The 24,679-nt window shown below is 60.5% G+C and carries 17 protein-coding genes and 2 pseudogenes; 6 read left to right on the forward strand and 13 right to left on the reverse strand.

Going from position 1 to position 24,679, the window contains the following annotated elements; genetic code table 11:
- Positions 1-129: 129 nt before the first annotated feature.
- Genes KW839_RS10450 through KW839_RS10475 form a run of 6 tightly spaced genes read right to left on the reverse strand, consistent with a single transcriptional unit; the run spans position 130 to position 4,381 of the window.
- Entirely contained in the window at positions 130-1,812 is a 1,683-nt protein-coding gene (locus KW839_RS10450) for an acyl-CoA synthetase family protein (RefSeq protein ID WP_218424267.1), read from the reverse strand.
- A complete protein-coding gene (locus KW839_RS10455) occupies positions 1,809-2,354 on the reverse strand; it encodes a hypothetical protein (RefSeq protein ID WP_218424268.1) in 546 nt (181 codons plus the stop codon). Before KW839_RS10455 ends, KW839_RS10450 begins: the two co-directional genes overlap by 4 nt.
- Positions 2,351-2,605 carry an acyl carrier protein gene (locus tag KW839_RS10460; RefSeq protein ID WP_060542663.1) on the reverse strand — a complete coding sequence of 85 codons (255 nt, stop codon included), beginning with the start codon at positions 2,603-2,605 and terminating at the stop codon, positions 2,351-2,353. The genes KW839_RS10455 and KW839_RS10460 overlap by 4 nt, the downstream gene beginning before the upstream one ends.
- Positions 2,606-2,614: 9 nt before the next feature.
- A complete protein-coding gene (locus tag KW839_RS10465) occupies positions 2,615-2,890 on the reverse strand; it encodes a phosphopantetheine-binding protein (RefSeq protein ID WP_060542664.1) in 276 nt (91 codons plus the stop codon).
- Complete coding sequence (locus tag KW839_RS10470) at positions 2,868-3,680, reverse strand: 1-acyl-sn-glycerol-3-phosphate acyltransferase (RefSeq protein ID WP_060542665.1); 813 nt, start codon at positions 3,678-3,680, stop codon at positions 2,868-2,870. Before KW839_RS10470 ends, KW839_RS10465 begins: the two co-directional genes overlap by 23 nt.
- Positions 3,656-4,381: a beta-ketoacyl synthase chain length factor gene (locus tag KW839_RS10475; protein ID WP_060542666.1), complete on the reverse strand. Its 726-nt coding sequence runs from the start codon at positions 4,379-4,381 to the stop codon at positions 3,656-3,658. The genes KW839_RS10470 and KW839_RS10475 overlap by 25 nt, the downstream gene beginning before the upstream one ends.
- Before the next feature lie 357 nt (positions 4,382-4,738).
- Between KW839_RS10475 and KW839_RS10480 the strand changes: the two genes are divergently transcribed.
- Complete coding sequence (locus KW839_RS10480; RefSeq protein ID WP_060542667.1) at positions 4,739-5,509, forward strand: ParA family protein; 771 nt, start codon at positions 4,739-4,741, stop codon at positions 5,507-5,509.
- A 124-nt stretch (positions 5,510-5,633) separates the two neighbouring features.
- On the opposite strand, the gene trxC is transcribed toward KW839_RS10480, so the two are convergent.
- The 4 genes from trxC to KW839_RS10500 all read right to left on the reverse strand — a co-directional run bounded on the left by trxC (position 5,634) and on the right by KW839_RS10500 (position 12,799).
- On the reverse strand, positions 5,634-6,068 hold the full coding sequence (trxC, locus tag KW839_RS10485; RefSeq protein ID WP_060542668.1) for a thioredoxin TrxC: 435 nt from the start codon (positions 6,066-6,068) through the stop codon (positions 5,634-5,636).
- 73 nt (positions 6,069-6,141) lie between these two features.
- Positions 6,142-7,605 (reverse strand): protein adenylyltransferase SelO, encoded by a 1,464-nt coding sequence (gene selO / locus KW839_RS10490; RefSeq protein ID WP_060542669.1) that lies wholly within the window; start codon positions 7,603-7,605, stop codon positions 6,142-6,144.
- Between the two features lie 48 nt (positions 7,606-7,653).
- Complete coding sequence (gene mscK / locus KW839_RS10495; RefSeq protein WP_218424269.1) at positions 7,654-11,022, reverse strand: mechanosensitive channel MscK; 3,369 nt, start codon at positions 11,020-11,022, stop codon at positions 7,654-7,656.
- Positions 11,023-11,056: 34 nt separating this feature from the next.
- Positions 11,057-12,799, reverse strand: a complete 1,743-nt coding sequence (locus KW839_RS10500; RefSeq protein ID WP_060542671.1) for a potassium/proton antiporter — start codon at positions 12,797-12,799, stop codon at positions 11,057-11,059.
- Between the two features lie 506 nt (positions 12,800-13,305).
- On the opposite strand from KW839_RS10500, the gene KW839_RS10505 reads away from it, so the two are divergent.
- The 4 genes and pseudogenes from KW839_RS10505 (at position 13,306) to KW839_RS28115 (ending at position 15,873) form a co-directional block, all read left to right on the forward strand.
- A complete protein-coding gene (locus KW839_RS10505; protein WP_053153499.1) occupies positions 13,306-13,536 on the forward strand; it encodes a hypothetical protein in 231 nt (76 codons plus the stop codon).
- On the forward strand, positions 13,533-13,835 hold the full coding sequence (locus KW839_RS10510) for a cell division protein ZapA (RefSeq protein ID WP_060542672.1): 303 nt from the start codon (positions 13,533-13,535) through the stop codon (positions 13,833-13,835). Before KW839_RS10505 ends, KW839_RS10510 begins: the two co-directional genes overlap by 4 nt.
- A 145-nt stretch (positions 13,836-13,980) precedes the next feature.
- Positions 13,981-15,006: pseudogene (locus KW839_RS28110) on the forward strand (cache domain-containing protein); the annotation flags it as partial.
- Positions 15,007-15,141: 135 nt separating this feature from the next.
- Positions 15,142-15,873 (forward strand): methyl-accepting chemotaxis protein, encoded by a 732-nt coding sequence (locus tag KW839_RS28115; RefSeq protein ID WP_371318068.1) that lies wholly within the window; start codon positions 15,142-15,144, stop codon positions 15,871-15,873.
- A 115-nt stretch (positions 15,874-15,988) separates the two neighbouring features.
- Here KW839_RS28115 and KW839_RS10520 read toward each other — a convergent pair whose 3' ends face one another.
- Complete coding sequence (locus KW839_RS10520) at positions 15,989-17,791, reverse strand: acyl-CoA dehydrogenase (protein WP_218424270.1); 1,803 nt, start codon at positions 17,789-17,791, stop codon at positions 15,989-15,991.
- A gap of 253 nt (positions 17,792-18,044) precedes the next feature.
- Complete coding sequence (gene putA, locus KW839_RS10525; RefSeq protein ID WP_218424271.1) at positions 18,045-21,995, reverse strand: trifunctional transcriptional regulator/proline dehydrogenase/L-glutamate gamma-semialdehyde dehydrogenase; 3,951 nt, start codon at positions 21,993-21,995, stop codon at positions 18,045-18,047.
- A 462-nt stretch (positions 21,996-22,457) separates the two neighbouring features.
- Between putA and putP the strand changes: the two genes are divergently transcribed.
- Positions 22,458-23,942, forward strand: a complete 1,485-nt coding sequence (gene putP / locus KW839_RS10530) for a sodium/proline symporter PutP (RefSeq protein ID WP_060542676.1) — start codon at positions 22,458-22,460, stop codon at positions 23,940-23,942.
- Between the two features lie 145 nt (positions 23,943-24,087).
- On the opposite strand, the pseudogene KW839_RS10535 reads toward putP, so the two are convergent.
- Positions 24,088-24,409, reverse strand: a pseudogene (locus KW839_RS10535) (DUF6124 family protein).
- Positions 24,410-24,679 lie beyond the last annotated feature (270 nt).

A 24,679-nucleotide genomic window follows, 5' to 3' on the forward strand; every position in this document is an offset into this window, starting at 1 on the left:
ACGGGGTGCCTGCTTCGCGAGCAAGCCCGCTCCCACACTGGATTGCCGCAGGCCCCATGATTCACTTGCCACACCGAACCCCTGTATGAGCGAACATGCTCGCGATTGAGTGTGCAGCACTCACCAAGGCTATGCCTCACTTGAAGCCTCCAGCAAAATCCGCCCACTGGAACAGGTAGCAGTCTCATCGCGATAGGTGAAATACAGTTTGCTGCGAGCCGAATCAAAGCGCAGGTGCAACTGGATTTCATCGCCCGGTCGTATCAGTTGCTGGAATTTCAACACTTCCATCCCGGCGAACTTTCCCCGCAGGGTCATCAATTGCTGGCCGAGACTCAGCGCCCAGTCCACCTGTACCACGCCAGGCAACACCGGCGCGGTGGGGAAGTGGCCGCTGAAGTAGGCAAGGTCCGGCGGCACGGCCAGCTGCAGGCTCCATTCGCCATCGGTTTCGACCTGCGCCAGTACCTGTGGTGCCTTGGGGCGCGGAGCCAGCAGCAAAGACTCGACATCGGCCTGAGCCAGCTTGCCCTGGGCATTCAATGGCATTTGTCGCAGCAGACGCCAGCGTCGTGGCAAGGCCACTGTTTCGCAGTGCTGGCCCAGATGTTGGCGCAGTTGCTCGGTCAATGTGCGTCGACCCTGGTTGCGCAAGGCGTGCAAGCCGGATTCACTCAGCACCAGCAATGCGCCTAGCGAAGCGCGGTTTTCCTGGATGACGCCCAGGCGCGCCTCGGCCACCCACTCATGTTGCATCAGCGCCTGTTCGAGCATGGGCAGCGAGATGCGTTTTTCTTCCAGCTTGACGATCCGGTCCAGCCGCCCGAGCAACTCGAAACGGCCATCAGCGGCAATGCGCACGGCATCGGCGGTGTGTTCGATATGGCCGCTGGGCAGGTACGGTGAGGCGATCAGCAACGCGCCGTCACTGTCCTGGCTGAGCACGACATCCGCGAAAGGCTGCCAGGCGTCATGGCCCTGGCGCCAGGCGATGCCACCGGTTTCCGAACTGCCGAAAATCTCCAACGGCCATTGTCCAAGGCGTTCATGCAGCCGCTGCGCGGCCTCGGTCGGCAGCGCGCCACCGGAAGAAAACACTTGGCGCACGGCGCTCAACGCCGGCCAGTCAAGGTTGTCGCCCATACGCTTGAGCAGTGCCGGGCTGGCGACCCAGGCGAATGCCGGGTGCTCGCGACTGGCGCGCTGCAAGTCTTCCGGGAAAGCCAGTTGCCGACGCAGGAATGGGCGCCCGGCGCACAGCGGCCACAACAGCCGAAACAACAGACCATAGATGTGCTGGGTGGCGACGCTGCCGATGATGCACGCCGGGCCCAGTCCGGTCCCCCACAACTGCTCCAGAGCTTCAATTTCATTGGTCAGTTGGCGCAGGGTTTTCTCAATGCGTTTGGGCTCGCCACTGGAACCGGAGGTGCACAGGCTTAGCCGGCATTGATCCGGATCCAGTGCTGCCGGGGCGAGTGGCGACTGACAGAAGTCGTTCAGATGTGCATCGTCGGGCTGATCGGTCAGCCACAGATCGACATCATTCGACCAGCGCTGGCGCGTTTGCGGTTGCAGATCGGCTGGCAGCAACACATTGACCCCGGCACGCCAGGCACCCAACAGCGCGATCGCCAGGTCGGCGGCGTCTTCCAGGTGCACGGCTATGCGCTGCACGCCTTGGGCCTGCAAGCCAGCGGCCAGTTGCAGCGCCTGTTCGCACAAGCGGGTGTGATCCAGCTCCGGTTCGGTCGTTACGACGCGCGCCGACTGAGTCTTGAACAGCAGCTGCTCAAGTTTTATCCAGGTCATGGGCGGCCTCGTACCCGTTGTCGAATGAGCCATTCAATGGCAAACATCAGGCCTATCAATCCGTAGGAAATCAGGCCGGTGTACAGCATCCACCAGCTCAGCGGCGCCCAAAGCGTCAGGGCGGCAGCGCACAAACCGTTGCAGAGAAAAAACAGGCACCAGGCGATGGTCACCTGACGGGTATAGCGAATGGCCCTGGCCGGCAGCCGAGGTTCACGCAGACGGGCCAGGCGCTCGATCATCGGTGGGCCGTATTTCAGGCTCAACCCGAACAGCCCCAACATGAAGGCGCTGATCAGTACCGGATACCATCGCAGCAGTGCCGGGCTATCGAACAGCGCCAGCAGCAAACAGAACACGATTGCTGCGGTAGCCATCCACGAACTGCCAGGTCGTCTCCTGCCCGCCAGTGCCCGGGCCAGCCACAGGCTGCCCAGCAACAGGCCGAACTGCCATGGAGCAAAGTGCTCCATGCCGAAATACACGGCGAAAGGGTATAGCAGGCCCGCCAGCAACAGGCCAAGGCCGATCAATCGGCTCATGCGGCCGGTTGAACCAGACGGTAGACCGCCTCGACCACGTCGCTGACGGTACGCACCGATTTGAATTCTTCGGCGGCGATTTTCTTGCCGGTCTGGCGCTTGATGTGATCAATCAGGTCGACGGCGTCGATGCTGTCGATTTCCAGATCCTGGTACAGGTTGGATTCGAGGCTCACACGCTCGGGCTCGAGTTCGAACAGCTCGACCAGGGCATCGCGCAAGGTGTTGAAAATGTCTTCACGAGTTTGCATGGTCCGGTCTCAAGCTGCCTGTTTTGCGGTAACGAAAGCTGCAAGGCTAGCCACGTTACTGAAGTGACTACGGGTGTCTTTGGCATCGGCGTCGATTTTGATGCCGTATTTTTTCTGGATCGCCAGGCCCAATTCCAGGGCGTCCACCGAGTCCAGGCCCAGGCCTTCGCCGAACAAGGTCTGGTCGTTGCCAATGTCGTCGGCACTGATGTCTTCGAGGCCCAGGGCGTCAATGATCAACTGTTTGATTTCCTGCAGCAGGCTATGGCTGTTCAGTTCGCTCATCTTCGGCGAGCTCCTTGATAAAGTAAGAGTGCAAATATTCGTTGAGCTTGCGCGAGGCCTGCGGGGGCGGCCCCAGCGCTGCGAAGGTTTGTGGGTCTATATCGGCACCTACCCGGAAACTGAAGTGCACGCGCCGTTTGGGGATGCGATACCAGGGTTCGGCCTTGGTCAATGTGCTCGGGCTGACCTTGATGATAACCGGGGTGAGGATTTTCGCACCGCGCAAGGCGATTGCCGCTCCCCCCCGATGAAAGGCGGGTGCCTGGCCTGGCTGGGTGCGAGTACCTTCCGGAAAGATGATCAGGGTCTGGCCACTTTTCAGGGCGTCGGCGGCGGTGTCGAGCATGTCCATGCTGCCGTCGTTGCTGATGTATTCGGTGCTGCGCAGGGGCCCACCGGTGAAAGGGTTTTCAAAGAGGCTTTGCTTGACGACGCAATTGGCATGACGCACCAGGCCGATCAGAAACACCACGTCGATCAATGACGGATGATTGGCGATGATCATTTGCCCCGGCCGCCCCAGTTTTTCCGCACCTTGAATGTCGTAGGTCAGCACACCGCTGCGGCTCATGAACTGCACGAACAACCAGAAACAGCGGCTGACCATTTGCCGCGCCCGCCGCCGATGGGTCTGGGCATCGCCCGGCAGGCAGTTGAGCAGCGGAAAAATCACCAGGCGCAGGCACAGGCCGCCCAACCCGAACAGGGCAAAGCTTGCGGCGGTGGCCAGCAGGCGCCAGTAGTAGGCGTTGCGGTTTTTTTCGGTTACAGGTTGCGTTGCCAGGTCCATACACGATTTTTCCAGGCATGTTGGCAGGTGGTTTGCTGGCCCAGCAGTGTCGGCAGCAGATTCAGGGCGTGAGGCCAGCAGGTTTTTGACAACGCTTCAGAGGGGCTGTTCAGGGACAGCTGCCAGTCGGTTCCTGCGGTGATCAACAGGCCCAGGGCATAAGGGAAGGGTACGTCGTCGATCCAGGTCGAATAGGCTTCGGGCGGTTGCTCTTCGGTAATGACCAGTAGCACCGCTGGTGCCCCTTCGGCCAGCAGTGCCGCAGCCTCCAGCATGCCGTGCTCCAGGCCGTCGCCAGCTGCGGCGAGGGCCGTCATTTCGCTGGTTTCGCCACGCATGATCGACCACAGTCCGATGATGGCGTTGTGTACCGACAGGCTGAACTGGGTCGGCGAAAGCGGCTGGTCGCTCGCCAGGTCGCTGAGAATGTCGAAGGTGCGCGGGGTTTCCCCGTGACGGGAAATGTAGACCAATGGCAGGTCTTGCCGACCATCGGCTAATGGCCAGGCGACACTGAATGCCATCCGCGCCAGTCGGCCGAGTCGCCGACGCTGCATCGCCGGTAGAAACGAGACGTCGGGAGCGGCATCGCTACCTTGCAGCACAACTGGATGTCGGCTCCAGGCTTGCCAATCGTCCACGCTTTCGAGCCCAGGGGCCCACGCGCGCCATTGGGCGATGTTGAAGTTGATCAAAGACATTCATCCCGCCCCTGCGGGCTTTCTTGACGCGTTGAATGACCCGTCATCTACGGCTCACCCTTACGTGGCGCACGGCGCCGAGTGGCCCGCATTATCCCGGTGCGGCTGACGTGTAGCAAATGTTGGTTACATTTTGCTCAGCTAAATGTGTCGAACGGCCCACAGAAGCCAATTGTGGGGCAATTATCCATATTCTCATCAACTTGATCTGTCAGCGTTGACTGTGGATGACGCATGGGTTTACCGCTTTTTCAGCAAGAGAACTCGCGTGACTGTGTAGTCCCTTTCCGTTTAGGTAGCGGAGCCATGCCGTGGACCACTACACTCGGTCATTCTTTGATACACGGGGGTTTTGACATGCGGCGCGTGGTGTTCAATCAGAAAGGTGGCGTGGGCAAATCCAGCATTGCCTGCAATCTGGCGGCTGTCAGCGCGAGCGAGGGCTTTCGCACCTTGCTGGTGGATCTTGACGCCCAGGCCAACTCCACTCAGTACCTGACGGGCCTCACCGGCAGCGACATTCCCATGGGTATTGCCGATTTCTTCAAGCAGACGCTGTCCTCCGGGCCGTTCTCCAAGAAGAATCAGGTCGATATCTACGAAACCCCGTTTGAAAACCTGCACGTTGTGACGGCCACCGCCGAGCTGGCGGATTTGCAGCCAAAGCTTGAGGCCAAGCACAAGATCAACAAGCTGCGTAAATTGCTTGAAGAGCTGAGTGAAGACTACGACCGGATTTACCTCGATACACCGCCGGCGTTGAATTTTTACGCAGTTTCGGCGCTGATTGCCGCTGATCGCGTGCTCATACCTTTCGATTGCGACAGTTTCTCTCGCCAGGCGCTGTATGGCCTGATGGCGGAAATCGAAGAGTTGAAGGAGGACCATAACGAAGGGCTGGAAGTTGAGGGCATTGTCGTCAACCAGTTCCAGGCCCGCGCCAGTCTGCCCCAGCAGATGCTCGACGAGCTGATCGCCGAAGGCCTGCCGGTGCTGCCGGTGTACTTGACCAGCTCGGTGCGCATGCGCGAATCCCACCAGGCCAACACGCCACTGATCCATCTTGATCCACGGCACAAGCTGACCCAGCAGTTTGTCGAGTTGCACAACCTGCTGGAAAAGGCCTGAATCTCGTGGCTGACACCAAAACACTGTGGGAGCGAGCTTGCTCGCGATGACGGCCTCAAATCCAGCCTATCCGTTGACCGAGCGATCCCATCGTGAGCTGGCTCGTACATTGAGTCGAGGTGCGTCAGATCCCCTGGCTACGCAACCAGCTCATCAATTGCGGTAACGGGAAGGCTCCGCTCTGGCGTGCAACCTCCCGGCCGTTCCTGAACAGAATCAGGCTCGGAATCGAGCGAATGCCCAATTGCGCCGACAACTGCTGGTTCGCTTCGCTGTCCAGCTTGGCCAGCCGACACTTGCCCGCCAGTTGCCCGGCTGCCTGTTCGAACACCGGCGCAAACGACTTGCACGGCCCACACCAGTCCGCCCATACGTCCACCAGTAAAGGCAAATCGCCCTTGATCTGGCTGGCGTAGTCCCCTTGCTTCAATTCGAACGGTTTGCTCAGCAAGACGCCGGCTTTGCAGCGGCCGCACTTCGGTTGGTCACCGATGCGCTCGGCAGGGATGCGGTTGAGGCCGTTGCAGTGTGGGCAGGGGATGAGGAGTGAGTCAGTCATCGAGGATGGTCCAGTTGGAAGCGGGTCCTCCTTAATTGGAGGCGCCCGCCAGGATTTTCAATTGCGGCCAGCCTCACGACGAACAACTGATCTCCAGATGCTTGCCCCACTCCGGCGGCCGCTCTGCATAACTCTCCATCCCGGGTTGCTCCTCGAACGGATTGCTCAGCACCGCGTGCAGCCGGCGCACTTCCGAGTAGTCGCCGTCCTGCGCCGCATCGATGGCTTTCTGCGCCAGGTAGTTGCGCAGGATGTACAGCGGGTTTACCGCATTCATTCTTTTGCGGCGTTGTTCCTGGTCAGCCTCGCCTTCACGCGCGACCCGCGCGATATACAGCGCGCCCCAGGCATCGAAACCCTTGATGTCGACAAAGTCATCACGCAATCGGGCAGTGGCCTGTTCCGGTGCCTGCTCGCCCAAGCGGCGGAAGAACAGGCTGTAGTCGACGCAGCTGTTCTGCATCAGCTGCAACAGATGCTCCAGCAATTTCTGGTCATCATCTTCGGCAGTGGTCAGGCCGAGGCGGCGGCGCATCAGGTCAAGGTAGTGAGCCTGGAACAGCGGCAGATACAGGCCAAGGGTTTCGCGCAGGGCCTCGACGCTGATGAATGGCGTCAGGGCCTGCGCCAGGGCGCTAAGGTTCCACTGGCCGATCGGCACCTGATTGCTGAATGAATAGCGACCCTGGTCATCGGAGTGGTTGCAGATGAAATTGGCGTCGAAGTCATCGAGGAAGGCGAACGGGCCGAAGTCGAAAGTGATGCCGAGGATCGACATGTTGTCAGTGTTCATCACCCCGTGGCAGAAGCCGTAGGCTTGCCACTTGGCGATCAGTTCGGCATTGCGCTCGACCACTTCGCGGAACATCGCCAGATACGGCTCCGGTTGTTCCAGGCAATGGGGGAAGTGCATGGCCAGCACGTGATCGCCCAGTTCTTTCTGCTGTTCGGGGCGTTTGGTGTAGTAGAAGTACTCGAAGTGCCCGAAGCGCACGTGGCTCGGCGCCAGGCGCAAGACCATGGCGGCGCGCTCCTGTTTCTCGCGCCACACCGGGGTGTCGGAGCCGATCACGCACAGGGCACGGGTGCTCGGGATGTTCAGGGCGTGCAGGGCTTCGGAGGCGAGAAACTCGCGGATCGATGAGCGCAATACCGCCCGCCCGTCACCCATGCGCGAAAATGGCGTCTGGCCGGCACCCTTGAGGTGCAAGTCCCAATGCTCGCCGGCCTGGTTATACACCTCGCCCAACAGCAGGCCGCGGCCGTCGCCCAGTTGCGGGTTGTAGGAACCGAACTGGTGACCGGAATAGACCATCGCCCTTGGAATGGCATCGGCCCAGAGCTTGTGGCCGCTGAACAGTTCGGCGAACTCCGGGGTTTCGGCCACGGCCGGGTCGAGGTCCAGCAGCGCCATGGCGGCGGGGCTGGCCACGACCAGGCGCGGATTGTCGATGGGCTCGGGCAGCACATGAGCGGAAAACGCATCGCCCAAGCGGTCGAAGCGATTATCGAAAGTCAGTTCGTCGAGGGCTTTCAAGGGCCGGCTCCAGCAGAATGTCCGAGCATTCTGCTGGGGATTGGCCGGTTAGTCGAGTTTGGCGGCGGGCGGTTCTTGCGCGGGCTTGCGGTCGACGATCGGCACGATGGTTTTCGCTTCCGGCTCGATCGGCACCATCTTGTATTCCTGGCCGTGCAGGTTCTTCAGGTAAACCTCCATCTGGCGGAACGAGATGTTGATGTGCTGCTTCTTGAACTCGCGGTTGATGAAGCGGTTGACCTCGTCGAGCACCGGGTTGCGGTCACCGAGGTCGCGCACGTGCATGCGCAATTCGTGGTCCAGGGTGCTTTCACCGAAGTTCAGGAAGTACACGTGGGGTTCCGGATCTTTCAATACTCGCGGATTATCGCGGGCGGCCTTGAGCAGCAATTCTTTCACCAGATCGAGGTCCGAGCCATAGTCCACGCCGAGCTTGAGGGTTACCCGGGTGATGGTGTCGGTCAGCGACCAGTTGATCAGTTGTCCGGTAATGAACGTCTTGTTCGGGACGATGATGTCCTTGCGGTCGAAATCGGTGATGGTGGTGGCGCGGATGCGGATCTTGCTCACGGTGCCCGACAGGTTACCGATGGTGATGGTGTCGCCGATGCGCACCGGACGCTCGAACAGGATCATGATGCCGGAGATGAAGTTGGCGAAGATCTCCTGCATACCGAAGCCGAGGCCGACCGACAGCGCTGCCACCAGCCACTGCAACTTGTCCCAGCTCACGCCGAGTGTCGACAGGGTCGAGACGAAACCAACGCCGGCGATCACGTAGGACAGCAGGGTGGTGGTGGCGTAGGCACTGCCCTGGGCCAGGTTGAGTTTCGACAGCACGAACACTTCCAGCAGGCCCGGCAGGTTTCGCGCCAGGGCGAAGGTAATGCCGATGATGATCAGTGCGCCGAGCATGTCGCCGATGCTGATCGGCACCATGCTCATGTTGGCGCCGGTGCCGCTGGTGTATTCGTACAGGGTGATGTTGTCCAGGTACGAGAACACCGAGATCAGGTCGGACCAGACCCAGTACAGCGCCGCGATGAAGCCGCTGAGCAGCGCCAGGCGGATCAGGCGCAGGGACTGTTCGTTGACCTTCTCGATGTCCAGCGTGGGTTCCTCGATCACCGCTTCGCCGTCCCCGGCCTCTTTCGCCGCCTGGCGTTTGGCCAGGGCGCGCTGGTAGGCCAGGCGGCGAGCCGCCACGCTGAGGCCGCGCACGAAGGTGGCTTCGATCACCAGCCAGAACATCAGCAGGTACAGGGTGTTGATCAGGCGATCACTAAGTTTCAGCGCGGTGTAGTAGTAGCCGAAGCACACTGCCACGAACAGCGCGACGGGCAGGGCGGTGAACATGATTCCCAGGGTCTTGCGGAACAGCGAGGCGTTTTCGTGGGTCGGGCTGCTGATCAGCAAGCGGCTGAGCAATAGCGTCATCAAGGCATAGCAGGTGAGTACCACCGGCATGCCGAGTACGTCATCGGCCAATGCCGCCGGTTGCAGTTCGGCAACCGCCACCACTGTCACCAGGGCCATCACCACCATGCCCAAGCGGCGGACCCAGCCACGGAGGAATTCGACCTGGGGTTTTTCCCAGCGGAAATGCAACTCCGCCACGCCACCGGGCGACAAAATCCGGTAGGCGGTATAGAAGACCAGCCAGGCCTGGGCCATTTGCATCAACGCTGCGCCGACACTGGCGTTTTGCTCCCGTGCATCGATTTGCAGGGCCAGGCCGCACAAGCCCAAGGCCAGTGCCACCGGCATCGCCAGCAGGATATTGATCAGGATCGCCTGGGGCGTGTGCCACTGGCTGTCGCGTTTGAAGTGGCCGATGTCCTGGTGCACCTTGTTCAGTCGCGCATACAGCTGCTTGCGCCGCCACAGCAGGGCGCCGATCAGCAGGGCCAATGGCAGGAAGAGCAGGGGGCGCTGGGTCAGGCCGTCGACCAGCTCGCTGAAGCTTGAGGTCAATGGCAGCGAGTCGACCTGGCGCTCCAGGCGATCCGGCACGCTGTACAGCCATTCCAGGTCCAGCGGTTTGTTACTGGGAATCCAGAACATCTGCTCATCTAGCGTCGCTCGCAGGCTTTGTGCGGTGCTGAGCAATTGCTTCTGGTTCAACTGCAGGGTGATGGACTCGTTGAGCACCGCGCTAAGTTCGCGATTGAGCCGCTCCAGCAGGTCGGCACGGGTGGTGGCCAGTTCCAGCAGGCTTTTGCGCAGCTGTGGGGTGACCTGCTCAGGCGGCTGGGTCGACAGCAGGTTGTCGACGTAGGTCGCCGGATTGCTGAGCATCTCCCGTTGCTGGCTGACTTCGAACTGATACAGGCGGATGTCGGCAATTTGGTCGGCAAGGTTGCGGTCGACCCGCAGGCGCGGCAAGGCCTGCTTCTGTTTGTACAGAATCTTGGACAGCAGCAGGCTGCCCTTGAGCACGTTGATCTGTTCATCCAGGGCCGAATCGCTCTGGGTCACGCTGTCCAGTTGCTGCTTGGTCATCAGGTTTTGCTGGGTGACTTCGTTGAGACGGTCGGTGCTTTTGAGCAGGTAGTCCGACAGTTTCAGGTTGGCCGAACTCTCGGTGGCCAGAAGACTGCTGCCACCGGACTTTTGTGCTTCGATGGATTGCTGGGTGACGGTTTCCTGGGATTGCGCCAGGCGCTTCTGGTTGATCAGGTTTTGCAGGTCCTGGATTTCCTGATCCAGGCGCTCGGAGCGCTCCGATAGCAAGTCATGCTGGCTCTTGCCCAGGTCTTGCAGCTGGGTATTGCCGGCCAGTTCCTGGCGACGCAGTGGAATCAGGGCGTTCAGTGCCGCGAGTTCGGCATTGAGCTGGTCGCGCTGCTCGGCGCTCAGGGTTTTGCCGGCGTCTTTGCCTGTCTTGAGGATGTTGTTGATCTGCTGGATGCGCGTCTGGCTGGCGGAAATCTCCGCCTGGGCCCGCTCCGGCCGGGTCTGGGCGGTGATGATCAGGCTGTTGGCTTCGGCCAGGGCTTTTTGCAGATCGCTCTGCTGCGTCGAGCGTTCGGTGAGCACCTGCTCCAGTTGCTGAATCGGCTCTTTGGCGAAGCGTTGCGCGACCGGCGATACGGTGGTGGCTTTGAGCCGGGTCAGTTCGCGCTGGTTCTCTATGGTCTGCCGGGGTGCGCTGCTCAACTGCTGCTTGAGATCGGCCAGCTTCTGCTCGTAATCGCGTTTGCTGTCGAGCTGCGTGAGGGTGTTCTGCAGGACGGTTTGCAGGGCCTTTTGATCGGCTTCCGGCAGCTTGCGATCAGCGATCTTGTTCAGGCTCGCTTGCACGGCTTCGCTGCTAGGCGGTTCGGCCGCTTGTGCCGCTTGCGGTAAACCAAGGGAACCGACAGAAAGAGTCAAGCCCAGCAGGGCAATGGCGAAAATGGAGCGCAGGTTAGGCATAAAGACCGGTCAAGCAAGTGATAGTGGGAGCAGTTTAGAGGAAGAGCCCGGGGCCCGGGCGACTTCCTTCGGGGAATCTGACGCCCACTTTGCCGATCTTGTTCCCGTCCATGACCGCAACTGTCCAGATGGTGTTGTTCCACTCCACCTGGTCGCCGACCACTGGTGCGCCACCGACTTTCTGGGCAATGAAGCGGGCCAGGGACATGTCCGGATCGATGCCTTCGACCTTCAACCCGTAGAGTGCAGCAACCGCGGCCAGCTGGGCGTCTCCTTCGAGGACGAAGTCGCCGAAGAAGCGCAGATCGAGGCCCCGTTGCGGGGCCTGGCTGAAGAGTTTTCCCAGGGCCGGCAGGTTGTGCTCATGGCCGATTACGCACAGCAAATCATCGACTTCGAGCACCGTACTACCCGACGGATGGAGCAATTGTTGGCCGCGAAACAGGGCCGCGATGCGGGTACCCTCGGGCATTTTCAGTTCCCGCAGGGGGGAGCCGATGCACCATTTCTCTGCGCCAAGGCGATAAACGAACAACTCCCATTCGCTGGTGACGTGCACCTCCAGAGCGGAGCGGGAGATTGGTGCAGGGTCCGGGGGTACGGTCACTTTCAGCAGTTTGGCGACCCAGGGCAGACTCGTGCCCTGCACCAGCAGCGATACCAGCACGATGAAGAATGCGAGATTGAAATAAAGCTGGGCGTTAGGCAGGCCGGCCATCAGCGGGAACACTGCCAGAATGATCGGAACCGCGCCACGCAAGCCTACCCAGGAAATGAACGCCTTCTCGCGTCCATGGAAAGCCTTGAACGGCAGCAGGCCGACCACGACCGACAACGGCCGCGCAAACAGAATCATCCATAGCGCCAGAGCCAGCGCCGGCAGGGCGATCGGCAGCAGGTCGTGAGGCGTCACCAGCAAACCCAGCACCAGGAACATGCCGATCTGCGCCAGCCAGGCCATGCCGTCGAGCATGTGCAGGATGCCGTGGCGGCTGCGCACCGGGCGGTTGCCGATCACCAGGCCGCACAGGTACACCGCGAGGAAACCGCTGCCGTGCAGGGCGTTGGTCAAAGCAAACACCACCAGGCCACCGGCAATGACCAGGATCGGATAAAGGCCGGTGGCCAGGTTGATGCGGTTGACCAGTTGCAGCATGAGCCATCCGCCGCCGAGGCCGATGACGCCACCAATGCCGAACTCGCGCAACAGGTGGGTCAGCAGGCTCCAGTGCAGCCCGGTCTCGCCGCTGGCGAGCATGTCGATCAAGGTGACGGTGAGGAATACCGCCATCGGGTCGTTGCTGCCGGATTCGATCTCGAGGCTGGCGGTCACCCGTTCGTTCAAGCCTTTGCCACCCAGCAACGAGAACACTGCCGCTGCGTCGGTGGAGCCGACGATGGCGCCGATCAGCAGGCCTTGAATCAGGTTCAGGTTGAACAGCCACGCGGCGGCCATGCCGGTCAGCCCTGTGGTAATCAACACCCCGACCGTGGCCAGCGACAACGCCGGCCATAACGCGACGCGGAAACTCGAGACCCGGGTGCGCAAGCCACCGTCGAGCAGGATCACCGCCAGTGCCAGGTTGCCGACCAGGTACGCCGTGGGGTAGTTGTCGAAAATAATGCCGCCACCGTCAACGCCGGCCGCCATGCCGACGGCCAGGATGATCACCAGAATCGGGATGCCGAGGCGCGATGAAAGCGAACTCACCAGAATGCTTGCACCTACCAGCAACGCGCCGATCAAGAACAGGCTGTTGATGGTCGTCGCATTCAAAGGCAGTACTCCAGAAAGCTGAAAGGCGGGCACAAACTGACCATGCAGTCTGCGTGCCAGCGATTCTAACCTGTTGAAATGCGATGCTGTCAAAAAGCTTTTTGACGGAGCTAACTGCGATCTCAAATTGAGTGCAGTCACTGTGGCGAGGGGGCTTGCCCCCGTTGGGTCGCGAAGCGACCCCAAGTCGGCCGGTGCAATATTTCCTGGAATATCCCGTCTGCAGGTTTTACGGTTGCTGCGCAACCGAACGGGGGCAAGCCCCCTCGCCACAGCAAGCCCCTCAAGCCCCTCAAGCCACAAAAGGCTATACCGCCCAAGCATTCGACCCAGCTGGCGAGATCGGGCGACGAAGTGCAGGAACCAGATCGCCGTAGTACAGTCTTTAAAACTCGCGGGAAAGGTCACCCGCCAGGAAAATCAAGGCATTGCGCCCGTATAACCCTGGCATCCATGATGACTTTTCTTTATCGTACGCGCCCTTTGAAAAAGTCCGGAAAATCAAAATGTTGGAAGCATCCCTAAGCCAATTGGAACAACTGGTCAGCGACCTGGTACAACAGAACCAGGCCCTGCTCGGCACCAACCAGACCCTGACCGCAGAATTGGCCCAGGCCAAGGATGAGAACGAAAGCCTGCAATTGAGCCTGATGGAGCAGGAAGAGAAGCAAGGCGCCACTGCGGCTCGCATCCAGGCTCTGGTCGAGCGCGTCAGCGCAGGTCCCGTCAGCGCATGAGTTACAACGCCGCAGGGGTAAAGGTCGTCTCGATCCTGGGAGAGGACTATTCGATCAGGGCGCCGGCCGGGGAAGAGCAGACCCTGCTGGACGCCGCATTGATGTTGAAGGCTGCCTTGGCCGATACCAAAAGGAAGTACCCGACGCTGATCGGTGACCGACTGCTGGTGCTGGCCGCGATGAATCTGTGTTCCCAGCAGATTGAAATGCAAAAGCAGCACAAGCTCGAACTCGACCGTTACCAAGAGCAAGTCAGCGCCACGGTCGAAGTGATTTCCAAGACGATCAACCAGGCCTGATCGGTTTTGCGCACAACCAAAGAATAAATTGTCGATGTAAATGTATACATTCGGCATGGCTGTTGCAGTGTTTCAGCCTCTTATTCTTTGGGGGTGCTCCATGCAGTTCTGGCGACGCAGTATCCAGTGGCAATTGATCCTCAGCATGGGCAGTGCCCTGCTGGTCAGTATTCTGATTGTGGTTGGCCTATATACCCTGGTAGTTAATCGCCTCGCCCAGAGCTACCTGGTCGAGCAGGCACTGCCGTCGAGTATCGAAGCGATGCGCAACGACATCGAGCGCATCCTCGTCCAACCCCTCACCGCGGCGAGGGATATCGCCAGCAACAGCATGGTGCGTGACTGGTTGGCCGGGGGCGAAGACAGTGACCAGGCCGGCACTTTTACTACCTATCTGGAAGGTATCCGCGCCGAGCACAAGGCCTTTACCGCGATTATTATCGGCAGCGCGTCCAACCATTATTTCACCGAAAAAGGTCTGGACCGGACGCTCAGTCGTTCCAACCCCACAGACGCCTGGTTCTACTCTTTCCTCGACAGCAACCAGCCACGCACTCTCAATATCGACAATGACACCGCCACCGGAGAATTGGCGCTTTTCATCGACTTCAAAGTCGAGCAGGCCGGGAAAGTCGTGGGTGTTGCCGGGCTTGGCCTGAGCATGAAAGAGCTGTCTGAGCTGATCCACAACTTCAACTTTGGCGAGCGCGGCAAGGTCTATCTCGTGCGTTCTGACGGTTTGATCCAGGTCCACCCGGAGGCGCAATTCAGCGGTAAGCGCACCCTGGTCGAACAAATCGGCGGCTCGGCGGCCCAGGCGGTGATGGGTCAAAAAACTGCCACCAGCAGCAGCTTCCAGCGCGACGGTGAAGACTTCCTCGCATTAAGTCTGCCCCTGCGCGATCTCGGCTGGACCCTGGTGGCCGAAGTGCCGCAATCGCAGATCTACGCCGAATCCCGTCGCGCGATGTGGATGAGCAGTGGCATCGGTCTGGCGGTGGCGCTGGTGTGCCTGTTGCTGGTGGTATTGCTGGCCCGTGGTCTGGTCAGGCCGATTCGGCAGGTAACAGCCGCATTGGTTGCCATTGGTAGCGGCGGTGGAGATTTAACGCACCGGCTCGATGCCAGTCGCGCTGATGAACTGGGGGACCTGGCACGCGGATTCAATCGCTTCCTCGACAGCCAGCACGGCATGATCGGCGAAGTGCTGACCACCAGCGAACGCTTGCGCACCGCCGTCAGCCAAGTGGCGCGAGTGGTGGATAACACCGCTGAACGCTCCGGCCGCCAGCAGGAAATGACCGATATGGTTGCCACCGCTGTCCACGAAATGGGCCTGACCGTGCAGGAGATCGCCCAGAATGCGGGCAACGCGGCAGTCGCCTCGCAATCGGCCCGGGATGAAGCGCTGCTGGCGCGGGATGTGGTCGGCGGATCGATTCGGCATATCGAAAGCATGTCCGACGAAATCGGCGTGGCGGCCACGGCCGTGGGGGAGTTGGCCCATCAGGTGGCCTCGATCGATCAGGTACTGGCGGTGATTCGCGGGATTTCCGAGCAGACCAACCTGCTGGCGTTGAACGCGGCCATCGAAGCCGCTCGGGCCGGAGACATGGGGCGCGGATTCGCGGTGGTTGCCGATGAGGTGCGAACCCTGGCGCGGCGTACCCAGTCGTCCACTGATGAAATTCAGCAGATGATTGGCAGCCTCAAGCTGGGTGCGGAAAACGCGGTGTCCTCGATGCATGCCGGGCAGGCGGCGACGGGTACCGGCGTCGAGTCGAGCCAGCGCACCGGCGCGTCGCTGACGGCGATTACCGGGCAGGTAGAACGCATTAGCGACATGAACCACCAGGTGGCGACCGCGACTGAAGAGCAGTCGGCCGTGACCGAAGAAATCAATCGCAATGTGCAGGGGATTTCGGATTTGGCGCGGGCGACGGCGGGGGAGGTCAGGGCTTGCCGCGAAGACTGTCAGACGTTGCAGCGATTGGCGGATGACCTGGCGCGGCAGATGGGTGGGTTTCGCTTGAGCTGATGGGTTGTCGGTGCGGGCCTCTTCGCGAGCAAGCCCGCTCCCACAGTGGATCGCATTTCAACTGTGGGAGCGGGCTTGCTCGCGAATGGATTTCAGCTGCACCTCAAGACTTGGATCAGAACCACTCATCCTGCATGTTCAGGCAAACATCATCCCGCGCCTCAAGAATCGTCAGTTCATGGTGACAACCCGGTACTTCCCACGTCAGGAAGTAGCGCGCCGCTTGCAGCTTGCCTTTATAGAAGCTCGCATCCGCCGTATTGCCTTTGGCCAGGCCTTCCTCGGCACGAATCGCCTGCTCCAGCCAACGCCAGCCAATCACTGCGTGACCAAATACCTTCAAGTACAGCGCCGAGTTCGCCAGGCTGCTGTTGACCTTGCCTTGTGCCAGGTCCATCAGCAGGCCGATGGTCACGCCCTGCAGGCGCGCCACCAGTTTTTCCAGCGGCTCGCGCAACGCAGTCAACGATTCATGGGCCTGTGCTCGCTCAGCGGTATCGGCGATCAGGCGGATCAGTTGCTTAAGCCCTGCACCGCCATTCTGCGCCAGCTTGCGGCCCAGCAGGTCGAGCGACTGAATGCCGTGGGTGCCTTCGTGGATCGGGTTCAGGCGATTGTCGCGGTAGTACTGCTCCACCGGATACTCACGGGTATAACCGTGCCCACCAAGGATCTGGATCGCCAGTTCGTTGGCCTTGAGGCAAAACTCCGACGGCCAGGATTTGACGATCGGCGTCAGCAGATCCAGCAGTTCCTGGGCCTGCTTGCGTTCCGCCTCGGTCTCAAGGGTGGTGGTGTCATCGAACAGTCGCGCCGCGTACAACCCGAGGTCAAATGAACCTTCGACGTAAGCCTTTTGCGTCAGCAGCATGCGTTTGACGTCGGCGTGCTGGATGATTGCCACCGGCGCGGTGTTTGGGTCCTTGCTGTCCGGCACGCGACCCTGCGGGCGCTCGCGGGCGTATTCCAGCGAGTACAGATAACCGGCGTAGCCGAGCATTACCGCGCCCATGCCGACGCCGATCCGCGCTTCGTTCATCATCTGGAACATGTAGCTCAAGCCATGATGCGCCTTGCCCACCAGATAACCGACGCACTCACCGTTATCGCCGAAATTCAGCGCGGTAGACGTGGTGCCGCGCCAGCCCATCTTGTGGAACAGGCCAGCCAGCAGCACATCGTTGCGCTTGCCCAGGCTGCCGTCATCGTTCACCAGGAACTTGGGCACGATGAACAGGGAAATGCCTTTCACTCCGGCCGGCGCATCCGGCAACTTGGCGAGCACCATGTGCACGATGTTTTCGGAAAGCGGGTGATCGCCGCCGGAGATGAAAATCTTGTTGCCCTTGAGGCGATAGGTGCCGTCGGACGCAGGCTCGGCACGGGTACGAATATCCGACAGCGATGAGCCGGCGTGAGGTTCAGTGAGGGCCATGGTGCCGAAGAAGCGTCCATCGATCATCGGTTGCAGGAAGCGGCGCTTCTGTTCCTCGGTGCCAAAGCTCTCGATCAGGTTGGCCGCGCCCATGGTCAGGAACGGATAAGAGGTCGATGCCGCGTTGGCCGATTGGAAGTGCGCAAAACAGGCTTGGGACAAAAGCGTGGGGAGCTGCATGCCGCCAGCGTCGAAACTGCGCGCGGCGTTGAGAAAGCCGGCTTCGAGGAAGGCATCCACCGCCGGTTTCACTTCCGGAATCAGGATTGCCTGGCCGTTTTCATAGCGCGGCTCGTTCTCGTCGCCCTTGCGATTGTGCGGGGCGAAGAACTTCTCGGCGATGCTGCGGGCGGTGCCGATGGCTGCATCGAAGGTTTCGCGGTTGTGCTCGGCGAAACGCTCACGCTGGGTCAGGCCCTCGGCATCGAGGACTTCATACAGCTCGAAAGCCAGATTACGGGAACTGAGCAACGTCTCGGACATGGCGGCCTACCTTTTATTGGGATGGGCCGAGTCTAGTCATGTGAATTTATGCTGAATAGCATGATTGATGAGCGTGATAATTGGGCCGGGCGGCGACTTTGCAGGCGCCACAAAGCAAATGTGGGAGCGGGCTTGCTCGCGAAGAGGCTCCATTCAACATTTAAGTTGACTGACAGTCCGCTTTCGCGAGCAAGCCCGCTCCCACAGGGTTTTGGTTGCCAGGCAGCATTCGCGGCTGCCCGGTTTATCGGATTTAACCGATGGTCATCAGGCTGGCGTTACCGCCCGCCGCAGCGGTGTTAACGCTCAACGCCCGCTCGATCACCAGGCGCTCCAGCGCAATGTTGCTCTCGCCCTGGGCCAGGCCCTGAACCCCGACGATCGCACCGGCACGCTTGGCCACTTGCTGGCAAACCGAACGCAACTGATCGGAATGGCCGTGATGCAGGACTGCATCAAATACCACTTCGTCCTTGTTCCAGTCGGAAACCAGCTTGATGCGCACCTGAATGTCCTTCGGCAGACGTGCGAACAAGGCCTTGGTCAAGTCCGATTCCGGCCATACCGCCGAACCACCTACAGCCAGTACGGCTGCCAGTTGCGTCAGCAGATCGCCTTCGACTTCCGTCAGGCACAGCACGTGTTCGCGTGGCAGGATCGCATAGCTGTTGCGCTCGCCGGTCGGGCCGGCGAGTACACGGGTGATCCCGCTTTGCGATTGCGCGGCGAACTGCACGCACAGGGTGCTCAGGTCGGCGAACTTGTTGCTGTCGGCCCAGGCTTTCAGCGCGGTCAGCGGCTTGCTCATGGCATCGCGTAGACGAACGTCCGGCGCTGCGATGGCGTCACCGCGAGCGAAGGATTGTTCGATCGCATCGGTAGGACGGGTCGACAGCAGGCGGTACAGGTACAGCGGGCCGCCGGCTTTCGGACCGGTACCCGACAGGCCTTCGCCGCCGAATGGCTGCACGCCGACCACGGCACCGACGATGTTGCGGTTGACGTAGACGTTACCGGCATTGACGGTGTCGATCACCTTGGCGATGGTCTCGTCGATGCGGGTGTGTACACCCAGGGTCAGGCCGTAGCCGGAAGCATTGATCTGGGCGATCAGTTGATCGATGTCTTTGCGCTTGTAGCGAACCACGTGCAGTACCGGGCCAAAGATCTCCCGTTGCAGTTCGTCGAAGCTTTCCAGTTCGATCAGCGTTGGCATCACGAAGGTGCCACGTTTGACTTCTTCGGCGTCGGCGATAGCCACCTGGTACACGCTGCGACCTTTGTCGCGCATGGCCTGGATGTGCTTCTCGATGCCAGCCTTGGCTTCGGCGTCGATCACCGGGCCGATGTCCACGGACAGGCGCTCAGGGTTGCCGAGACGGCTTTCAGCCATGGCGCCCTTGAGCATTTCGATGACGCGGTCGGCGGAATCTTCCTGCAGGCACAGCACGCGCAGGGCGGAGCAGCGCTGACCGGCGCTGTCGAAGGCCGACGAAACCACGTCGATCACCACTTGTTCGGTCAGGGCCGAGGAGTCGACGATCATCGCGTTCTGGCCACCGGTTTCGGCGATCAGCGGGATTGGACGACCCTGGCTGTCCAGGCGACCGGCAATGTTGCGTTGCAGCAGACGAGCCACTTCAGTGGAGCCGGTGAACATCACGCCTTTGACGCGATCATCACCCACCAAGCCTGCGCCGACGGTTTCGCCACGGCCCGGCAGCAGTTGCAGTACGCCCTCCGGGATGCCGGCTTCGAGCAGCAGGCGCACGGCCTGAGCGGCCACCAGCGGCGTTTGCTCCGCAGGTTTGGCCAGTACCGGGTTACCGGCAGCCAGTGCCGCAGCCACTTGACCACTGAAGATCGCCAGCGGGAAGTTCCATGGGCTGATGCACACCACTGGACCCAGCGGACGGTGAGCGTCGTTGGTGAAATCGTTGCGTGCCTGCACCGCGTAATAACGCAGGAAGTCTACGGCTTCGCGCACTTCGGCGATGGCGTTGGCGAAGGTCTTGCCGGCTTCGCGGGCCAACAGGCCCATCAGCGGCTGGATTTCGGCTTCCATCAAGTCGGCGGCACGCTCCAGAATCGCGGCGCGCTCGGCTGGTGGTGTGGCCTGCCAGATCGGTGCGGCGTTGAGAGCGCACTGGATGGCGTTGTCGACGTCTTCTACCGTGGCTTCCTGCACATGACCGACCACGTCGCGCAGATCGGACGGGTTCAACACCGGTGCCGGAGTTTCAGTGCTGGAGGCGCAACCGAGCATCGGCGCGGCTTTCCAGTGGTTGTGAGCGGTTGCCAGCAGGGCGCAGGACAGCGAAGCCAGACGATGTTCGTTGGCCATGTCGATGCCGCTGGAGTTGGCGCGTTCGGCACCATACAGGTCGCGCGGCATAGGGATGCGCGGGTGTGGCAGGCCGAAACCGCCTTCCAGCGTTGCCATCTGCTCGATGCTTGCCACTGGATCGGCAACCAGTTCCTGGATGGAAATCGACTGGTCGGCGATGCGGTTGACGAACGAGGTGTTCGCGCCGTTTTCCAGCAGGCGACGAACCAGGTACGCCAGCAGCGTTTCATGGGTGCCGACAGGAGCGTAGACGCGGCACGGGCGGTTCAGCTTGCCTTCGGATACCTTGCCTACAACCTGTTCGTACAGAGGCTCGCCCATGCCGTGCAGGCATTGGAACTCGTACTGGCCAGGGTAGTAGTTCTGACCGGCAATGTGATAAATCGCTGACAGGGTGTGGGCGTTGTGCGTGGCGAACTGCGGGTAGATGACTTCCGGTACCGACAGCAGTTTGCGTGCGCAAGCGATGTAGGAAACGTCGGTGTACACCTTGCGGGTGTACACCGGGTAGCCTTCCAGGCCTTCGACCTGGGCGCGCTTGATCTCGCTGTCCCAGTACGCGCCTTTTACCAGGCGGATCATCAGGCGATGACGGCTGCGACGAGCCAGGTCGATCACGTAATCGATCACGTACGGGCAACGCTTCTGGTAAGCCTGGATCACGAAACCGATGCCGTTCCAGCCGGTCAGTTGCGGCTCGAAGCACAGGCGCTCGAGCAGATCCAGCGACAGCTCGAGGCGGTCGGCTTCTTCAGCGTCGATGTTCAGGCCGATGTCGTATTGCTTGGCCAGCAGGGTCAACGACAGCAGGCGCGGATACAGCTCGTCCATCACGCGCTCGTATTGCGCACGGCTGTAACGCGGGTGCAAGGCAGACAACTTGATGGAAATGCCCGGGCCTTCATAAATCCCGCGACCGTGGGAAGCTTTGCCGATCGAGTGGATGGCTTGTTCGTACGAGGCCAGGTATTTCTGCGCGTCGTGTTCGGTCAGCGCAGCTTCACCGAGCATGTCGTAGGAGTAGCGGAAGCCCTTGGCTTCGAACTTGCTGGCGTTGGCCAGGGCTTCGGCGATGGTTTCGCCGGTGACGAACTGCTCGCCCATCAGGCGCATGGCCATGTCGACGCCCTTGCGGATCATCGGCTCGCCACTCTTGCCGATGATGCGGCTCAGGGACGAAGTCAGGCCGGCTTCGTTGTGCGTGGACACCAGCTTGCCGGTCAGCAGCAGACCCCAGGTAGCGGCGTTGACGAACAGCGACGGGCTGTTGCCCAGGTGCGGATGCCAATTGCCGGTGCTGATCTTGTCGCGGATCAGCGCATCGCGAGTGCCTTTGTCCGGGATGCGCAGCAGCGCTTCGGCCAGGCACATCAGCGCCACGCCTTCCTGGGACGACAGGGAGAATTCCTGCAACAGGCCCTGAACGATGCCGGCACGGCCGCCAGCGCTCTTCTGGTTGCGCAGTTTTTCCGCAATGGATGCGGCAAGTTTGTTGGTGGCTTCGGCCATCGGTGCCGGCAGACGCGCCTGCTCGATCAGCATTGGCACCACTTCCGGCTCAGGGCGACGGTAGGCGGCGGTGATCGAAGCGCGCAGCACCGATTGCGGCAGGATGCTTTCGGCGAATTCCAGGAAGCACTGGTGGGCATGATCCACAGGCGCATCGACGGTGTCGTCGGAATCCTTGGTCAAACCGCTCAGCTCAGTCAGGGTTGCACCACCCTCGAGTTTTTCCAGGTAATTGAAGATTGCCTGCTTGATCAGCCAGTGCGGCGTGCGATCAATCGAGGTCGCGGCGGCCTTGAGGCGTTCGCGGGTCGGGTCGTCAAGTTTGACCCCAAGGGTGGTGGTAGCCATGTTTTTATCCTCATGTTTGCCACGACTGCGTGGCATCAGCTGGCGGCAAGATTAGCCGTGCGCCTGTTGAGGTGCAACCGGGTGCAACCCTTTTTTTATCGGAATATTACGCAGCTCGTCAGGAAATAAATTCTGGTACGTCAGCGTTGTCTCTGCTTGGTGCTTTTTGGATAGGTTGGCGGTGGTTCTTGCTCCGAAAAGGAGCAAAAAAGCGGGTTTGAAGTTTATTTCAGACTCGGTGCAACTTATTCGCACGAAACAGGTTGCACCTTATTTGCTTTGTTGAATAGCATTCGCGCCCAAGGTGCAACCCGGTCGAAATCCGGGTGCTCCGGCCGATGGCTTTCCTGGGGAAACATCGGTCATAAATGCGCGGGATCCCGAATCGTCTGTCAAACGTCACCGTTTGCGCGCGGTTCACCAGCCGCCGCTACATAAAAACAAAGCCAGGGCGTCACTTAAATGAGCGTAAGCAATCCAACCCTGATCACGTTCGTGATCTACATCGCAGCAATGGTGCTGATCGGCTTGATGGCCTATCGCTCCACCAACAACCTTTCCGACTACATTCTGGGCGGCCGTAGCCTGGGCAGCGTCGTGACCGCGTTGTCCGCCGGTGCTTCCGACATGAGCGGCTGGTTGTTGATGGGCCTGCCGGGCGCCATCTACATGTCCGGTCTGTCCGAAAGCTGGATCGCTATCGGCCTGATCGTCGGTGCCTACCTGAACTGGCTGTTCGTCGCCGGCCGTCTGCGCGTGCAGACCGAGCACAACGGCGATGCGCTGACCCTGCCGGACTACTTCTCCAGCCGTTTCGAAGACAAAAGCGGCCTGCTGCGGATCATCTCCGCCGTCGTGATCCTGGTGTTCTTCACCATCTACTGCGCTTCCGGCATCGTAGCCGGCGCCCGTCTGTTCGAAAGCACCTTCGGCATGTCCTACGAGACAGCGCTGTGGGCCGGTGCTGCGGCGACTATTGCCTACACCTTTATCGGCGGATTCCTGGCTGTAAGCTGGACCGATACCGTACAAGCCACCCTGATGATCTTCGCGTTGATCCTGACGCCGGTTATCGTGCTGTTGGCCACCGGCGGCGTCGACACCACTTTCCTGGCCATCGAAGCGCAAGACCCAAGCAACTTCGACATGCTCAAGGGCACCACTTTCATCGGCATCATCTCGCTGATGGGCTGGGGTCTGGGCTACTTCGGCCAGCCGCACATCCTGGCGCGTTTCATGGCGGCCGACTCGGTGAAATCGATCGCCAAGGCCCGTCGCATCTCCATGGCCTGGATGATCCTGTGCCTGGGCGGCACCGTGGCCGTAGGCTTCTTTGGTATCGCTTACTTCTCGGCGCACCCTGAAGTGGCCGGTCCCGTGACCGAAAACCACGAGCGTGTGTTCATCGAACTGGCCAAGATCCTGTTCAACCCATGGATCGCCGGGGTACTGCTGTCGGCCATTCTGGCGGCGGTAATGAGCACCCTGAGCTGCCAGTTGCTGGTGTGCTCGAGCGCCCTGACCGAAGACTTCTACAAGACCTTCCTGCGCAAGTCCGCTTCCCAGGTTGAACTGGTCTGGGTCGGCCGCGCCATGGTGCTGCTGGTTGCCCTGATCGCCATCGCGATGGCGGCCAACCCGGAAAACCGCGTGCTGGGCCTGGTGAGCTACGCCTGGGCTGGTTTCGGTGCCGCGTTCGGTCCAGTCGTACTGATCTCCGTGATCTGGAAAGACATGACCCGCAACGGCGCACTGGCCGGTATCCTGGTTGGCGCGATCACCGTGATCGTGTGGAAACACTTCGAACTGCTGGGCCTGTACGAAATCATCCCTGGTTTCATCTTCGCCAGCCTGGCGATCTACATCGTCAGCAAGCTGGGCGCGCCGACTGCCGGCATGCTGCAGCGCTTTGCTGCTGCCGAGGCAGATTTCCGTCTGAACAAGTGATGGGGATGAGCTGAGGCTCTGATCTTTCGCTGCACATGAAACGGCCCGCTTCCTTTGGATGCGGGCCGTTTTCGTTCATAGCATCAGACGATTGTTAAAAGCATTCTGCGTAGCTGCTGCAATGGTGTTAGCTATGCCAAGACAGTCACTGCGGATCAAGTTGATCCAGTGCTCGATTTACCGCCAGCTCACCCAGCATGATCACCTGCGCAATCCCCAGCAGCGCGTTGCGCGGGGTCCCTTGCAAGATGGTCCGCCAGATCCGTGGACATCACGCTAGCCGATGCCAGTGACTCACATGCATATACCAGCAAAGTTGCTGTATCGAGTTCCGGATTGACTGTGAAGAAGGGGCTGGGGTTGTGCGGCGCGGCCATTATGCTGGCAGCCAACTGCGGTCTTAAGGGGTCAGAAGTGTTGTGTGGTGATGGCGAATCTGTCGGAGGATCGGGAGTTACCTTGACCATGATTTAGCTCTCGGATGGAGGCTGCTTTTCCGGTCCGCGACTAAACGAATGGAGGCAGCTGTGCACAGGTTAGTCGACCGACGAGCTAAGAAATCGGCGCACTCGAAAGTGCCCTGCGCACAGCCACCATAACAACAGGTACGGCATACATGATTGAATGGCGCTTACACAACTTAGCTACTACAGGCGACTAAACCCGATCACTGATGGGCAGTGACGCAAGCCAAGTTACCGAGCGGCTCCGAGGCGCACAAGCGGGCGGATTCTGGC

The organism is Pseudomonas sp. PDM31, assembly GCF_019218965.1.
Classification (GTDB): Bacteria; Pseudomonadota; Gammaproteobacteria; order Pseudomonadales; family Pseudomonadaceae; genus Aquipseudomonas.

Excerpts from the sequence above, each read along its gene's own strand:
- KW839_RS10450 (WP_218424267.1), bottom strand. The coding sequence starts at position 1,812 with ATGACCTGGATAAAACTTGAGCAGCTGCTGTTCAAGACTCAGTCGGCG.
- KW839_RS10455 (WP_218424268.1), bottom strand. The coding sequence starts at position 2,354 with ATGAGCCGATTGATCGGCCTTGGCCTGTTGCTGGCGGGCCTGCTATAC.
- KW839_RS10460 (WP_060542663.1), bottom strand. The coding sequence starts at position 2,605 with ATGCAAACTCGTGAAGACATTTTCAACACCTTGCGCGATGCCCTGGTC.
- KW839_RS10465 (WP_060542664.1), bottom strand. The coding sequence starts at position 2,890 with ATGAGCGAACTGAACAGCCATAGCCTGCTGCAGGAAATCAAACAGTTG.
- KW839_RS10470 (WP_060542665.1), bottom strand. The coding sequence starts at position 3,680 with ATGGACCTGGCAACGCAACCTGTAACCGAAAAAAACCGCAACGCCTAC.
- KW839_RS10475 (WP_060542666.1), bottom strand. The coding sequence starts at position 4,381 with ATGTCTTTGATCAACTTCAACATCGCCCAATGGCGCGCGTGGGCCCCT.
- KW839_RS10480 (WP_060542667.1), top strand. The coding sequence starts at position 4,739 with ATGCGGCGCGTGGTGTTCAATCAGAAAGGTGGCGTGGGCAAATCCAGC.
- trxC (WP_060542668.1), bottom strand. The coding sequence starts at position 6,068 with ATGACTGACTCACTCCTCATCCCCTGCCCACACTGCAACGGCCTCAAC.
- mscK (WP_218424269.1), bottom strand. The coding sequence starts at position 11,022 with ATGCCTAACCTGCGCTCCATTTTCGCCATTGCCCTGCTGGGCTTGACT.
- KW839_RS10505 (WP_053153499.1), top strand. The coding sequence starts at position 13,306 with ATGTTGGAAGCATCCCTAAGCCAATTGGAACAACTGGTCAGCGACCTG.
- KW839_RS10510 (WP_060542672.1), top strand. The coding sequence starts at position 13,533 with ATGAGTTACAACGCCGCAGGGGTAAAGGTCGTCTCGATCCTGGGAGAG.
- KW839_RS28115 (WP_371318068.1), top strand. The coding sequence starts at position 15,142 with ATGGTTGCCACCGCTGTCCACGAAATGGGCCTGACCGTGCAGGAGATC.
- KW839_RS10520 (WP_218424270.1), bottom strand. The coding sequence starts at position 17,791 with ATGTCCGAGACGTTGCTCAGTTCCCGTAATCTGGCTTTCGAGCTGTAT.
- putA (WP_218424271.1), bottom strand. The coding sequence starts at position 21,995 with ATGGCTACCACCACCCTTGGGGTCAAACTTGACGACCCGACCCGCGAA.
- putP (WP_060542676.1), top strand. The coding sequence starts at position 22,458 with ATGAGCGTAAGCAATCCAACCCTGATCACGTTCGTGATCTACATCGCA.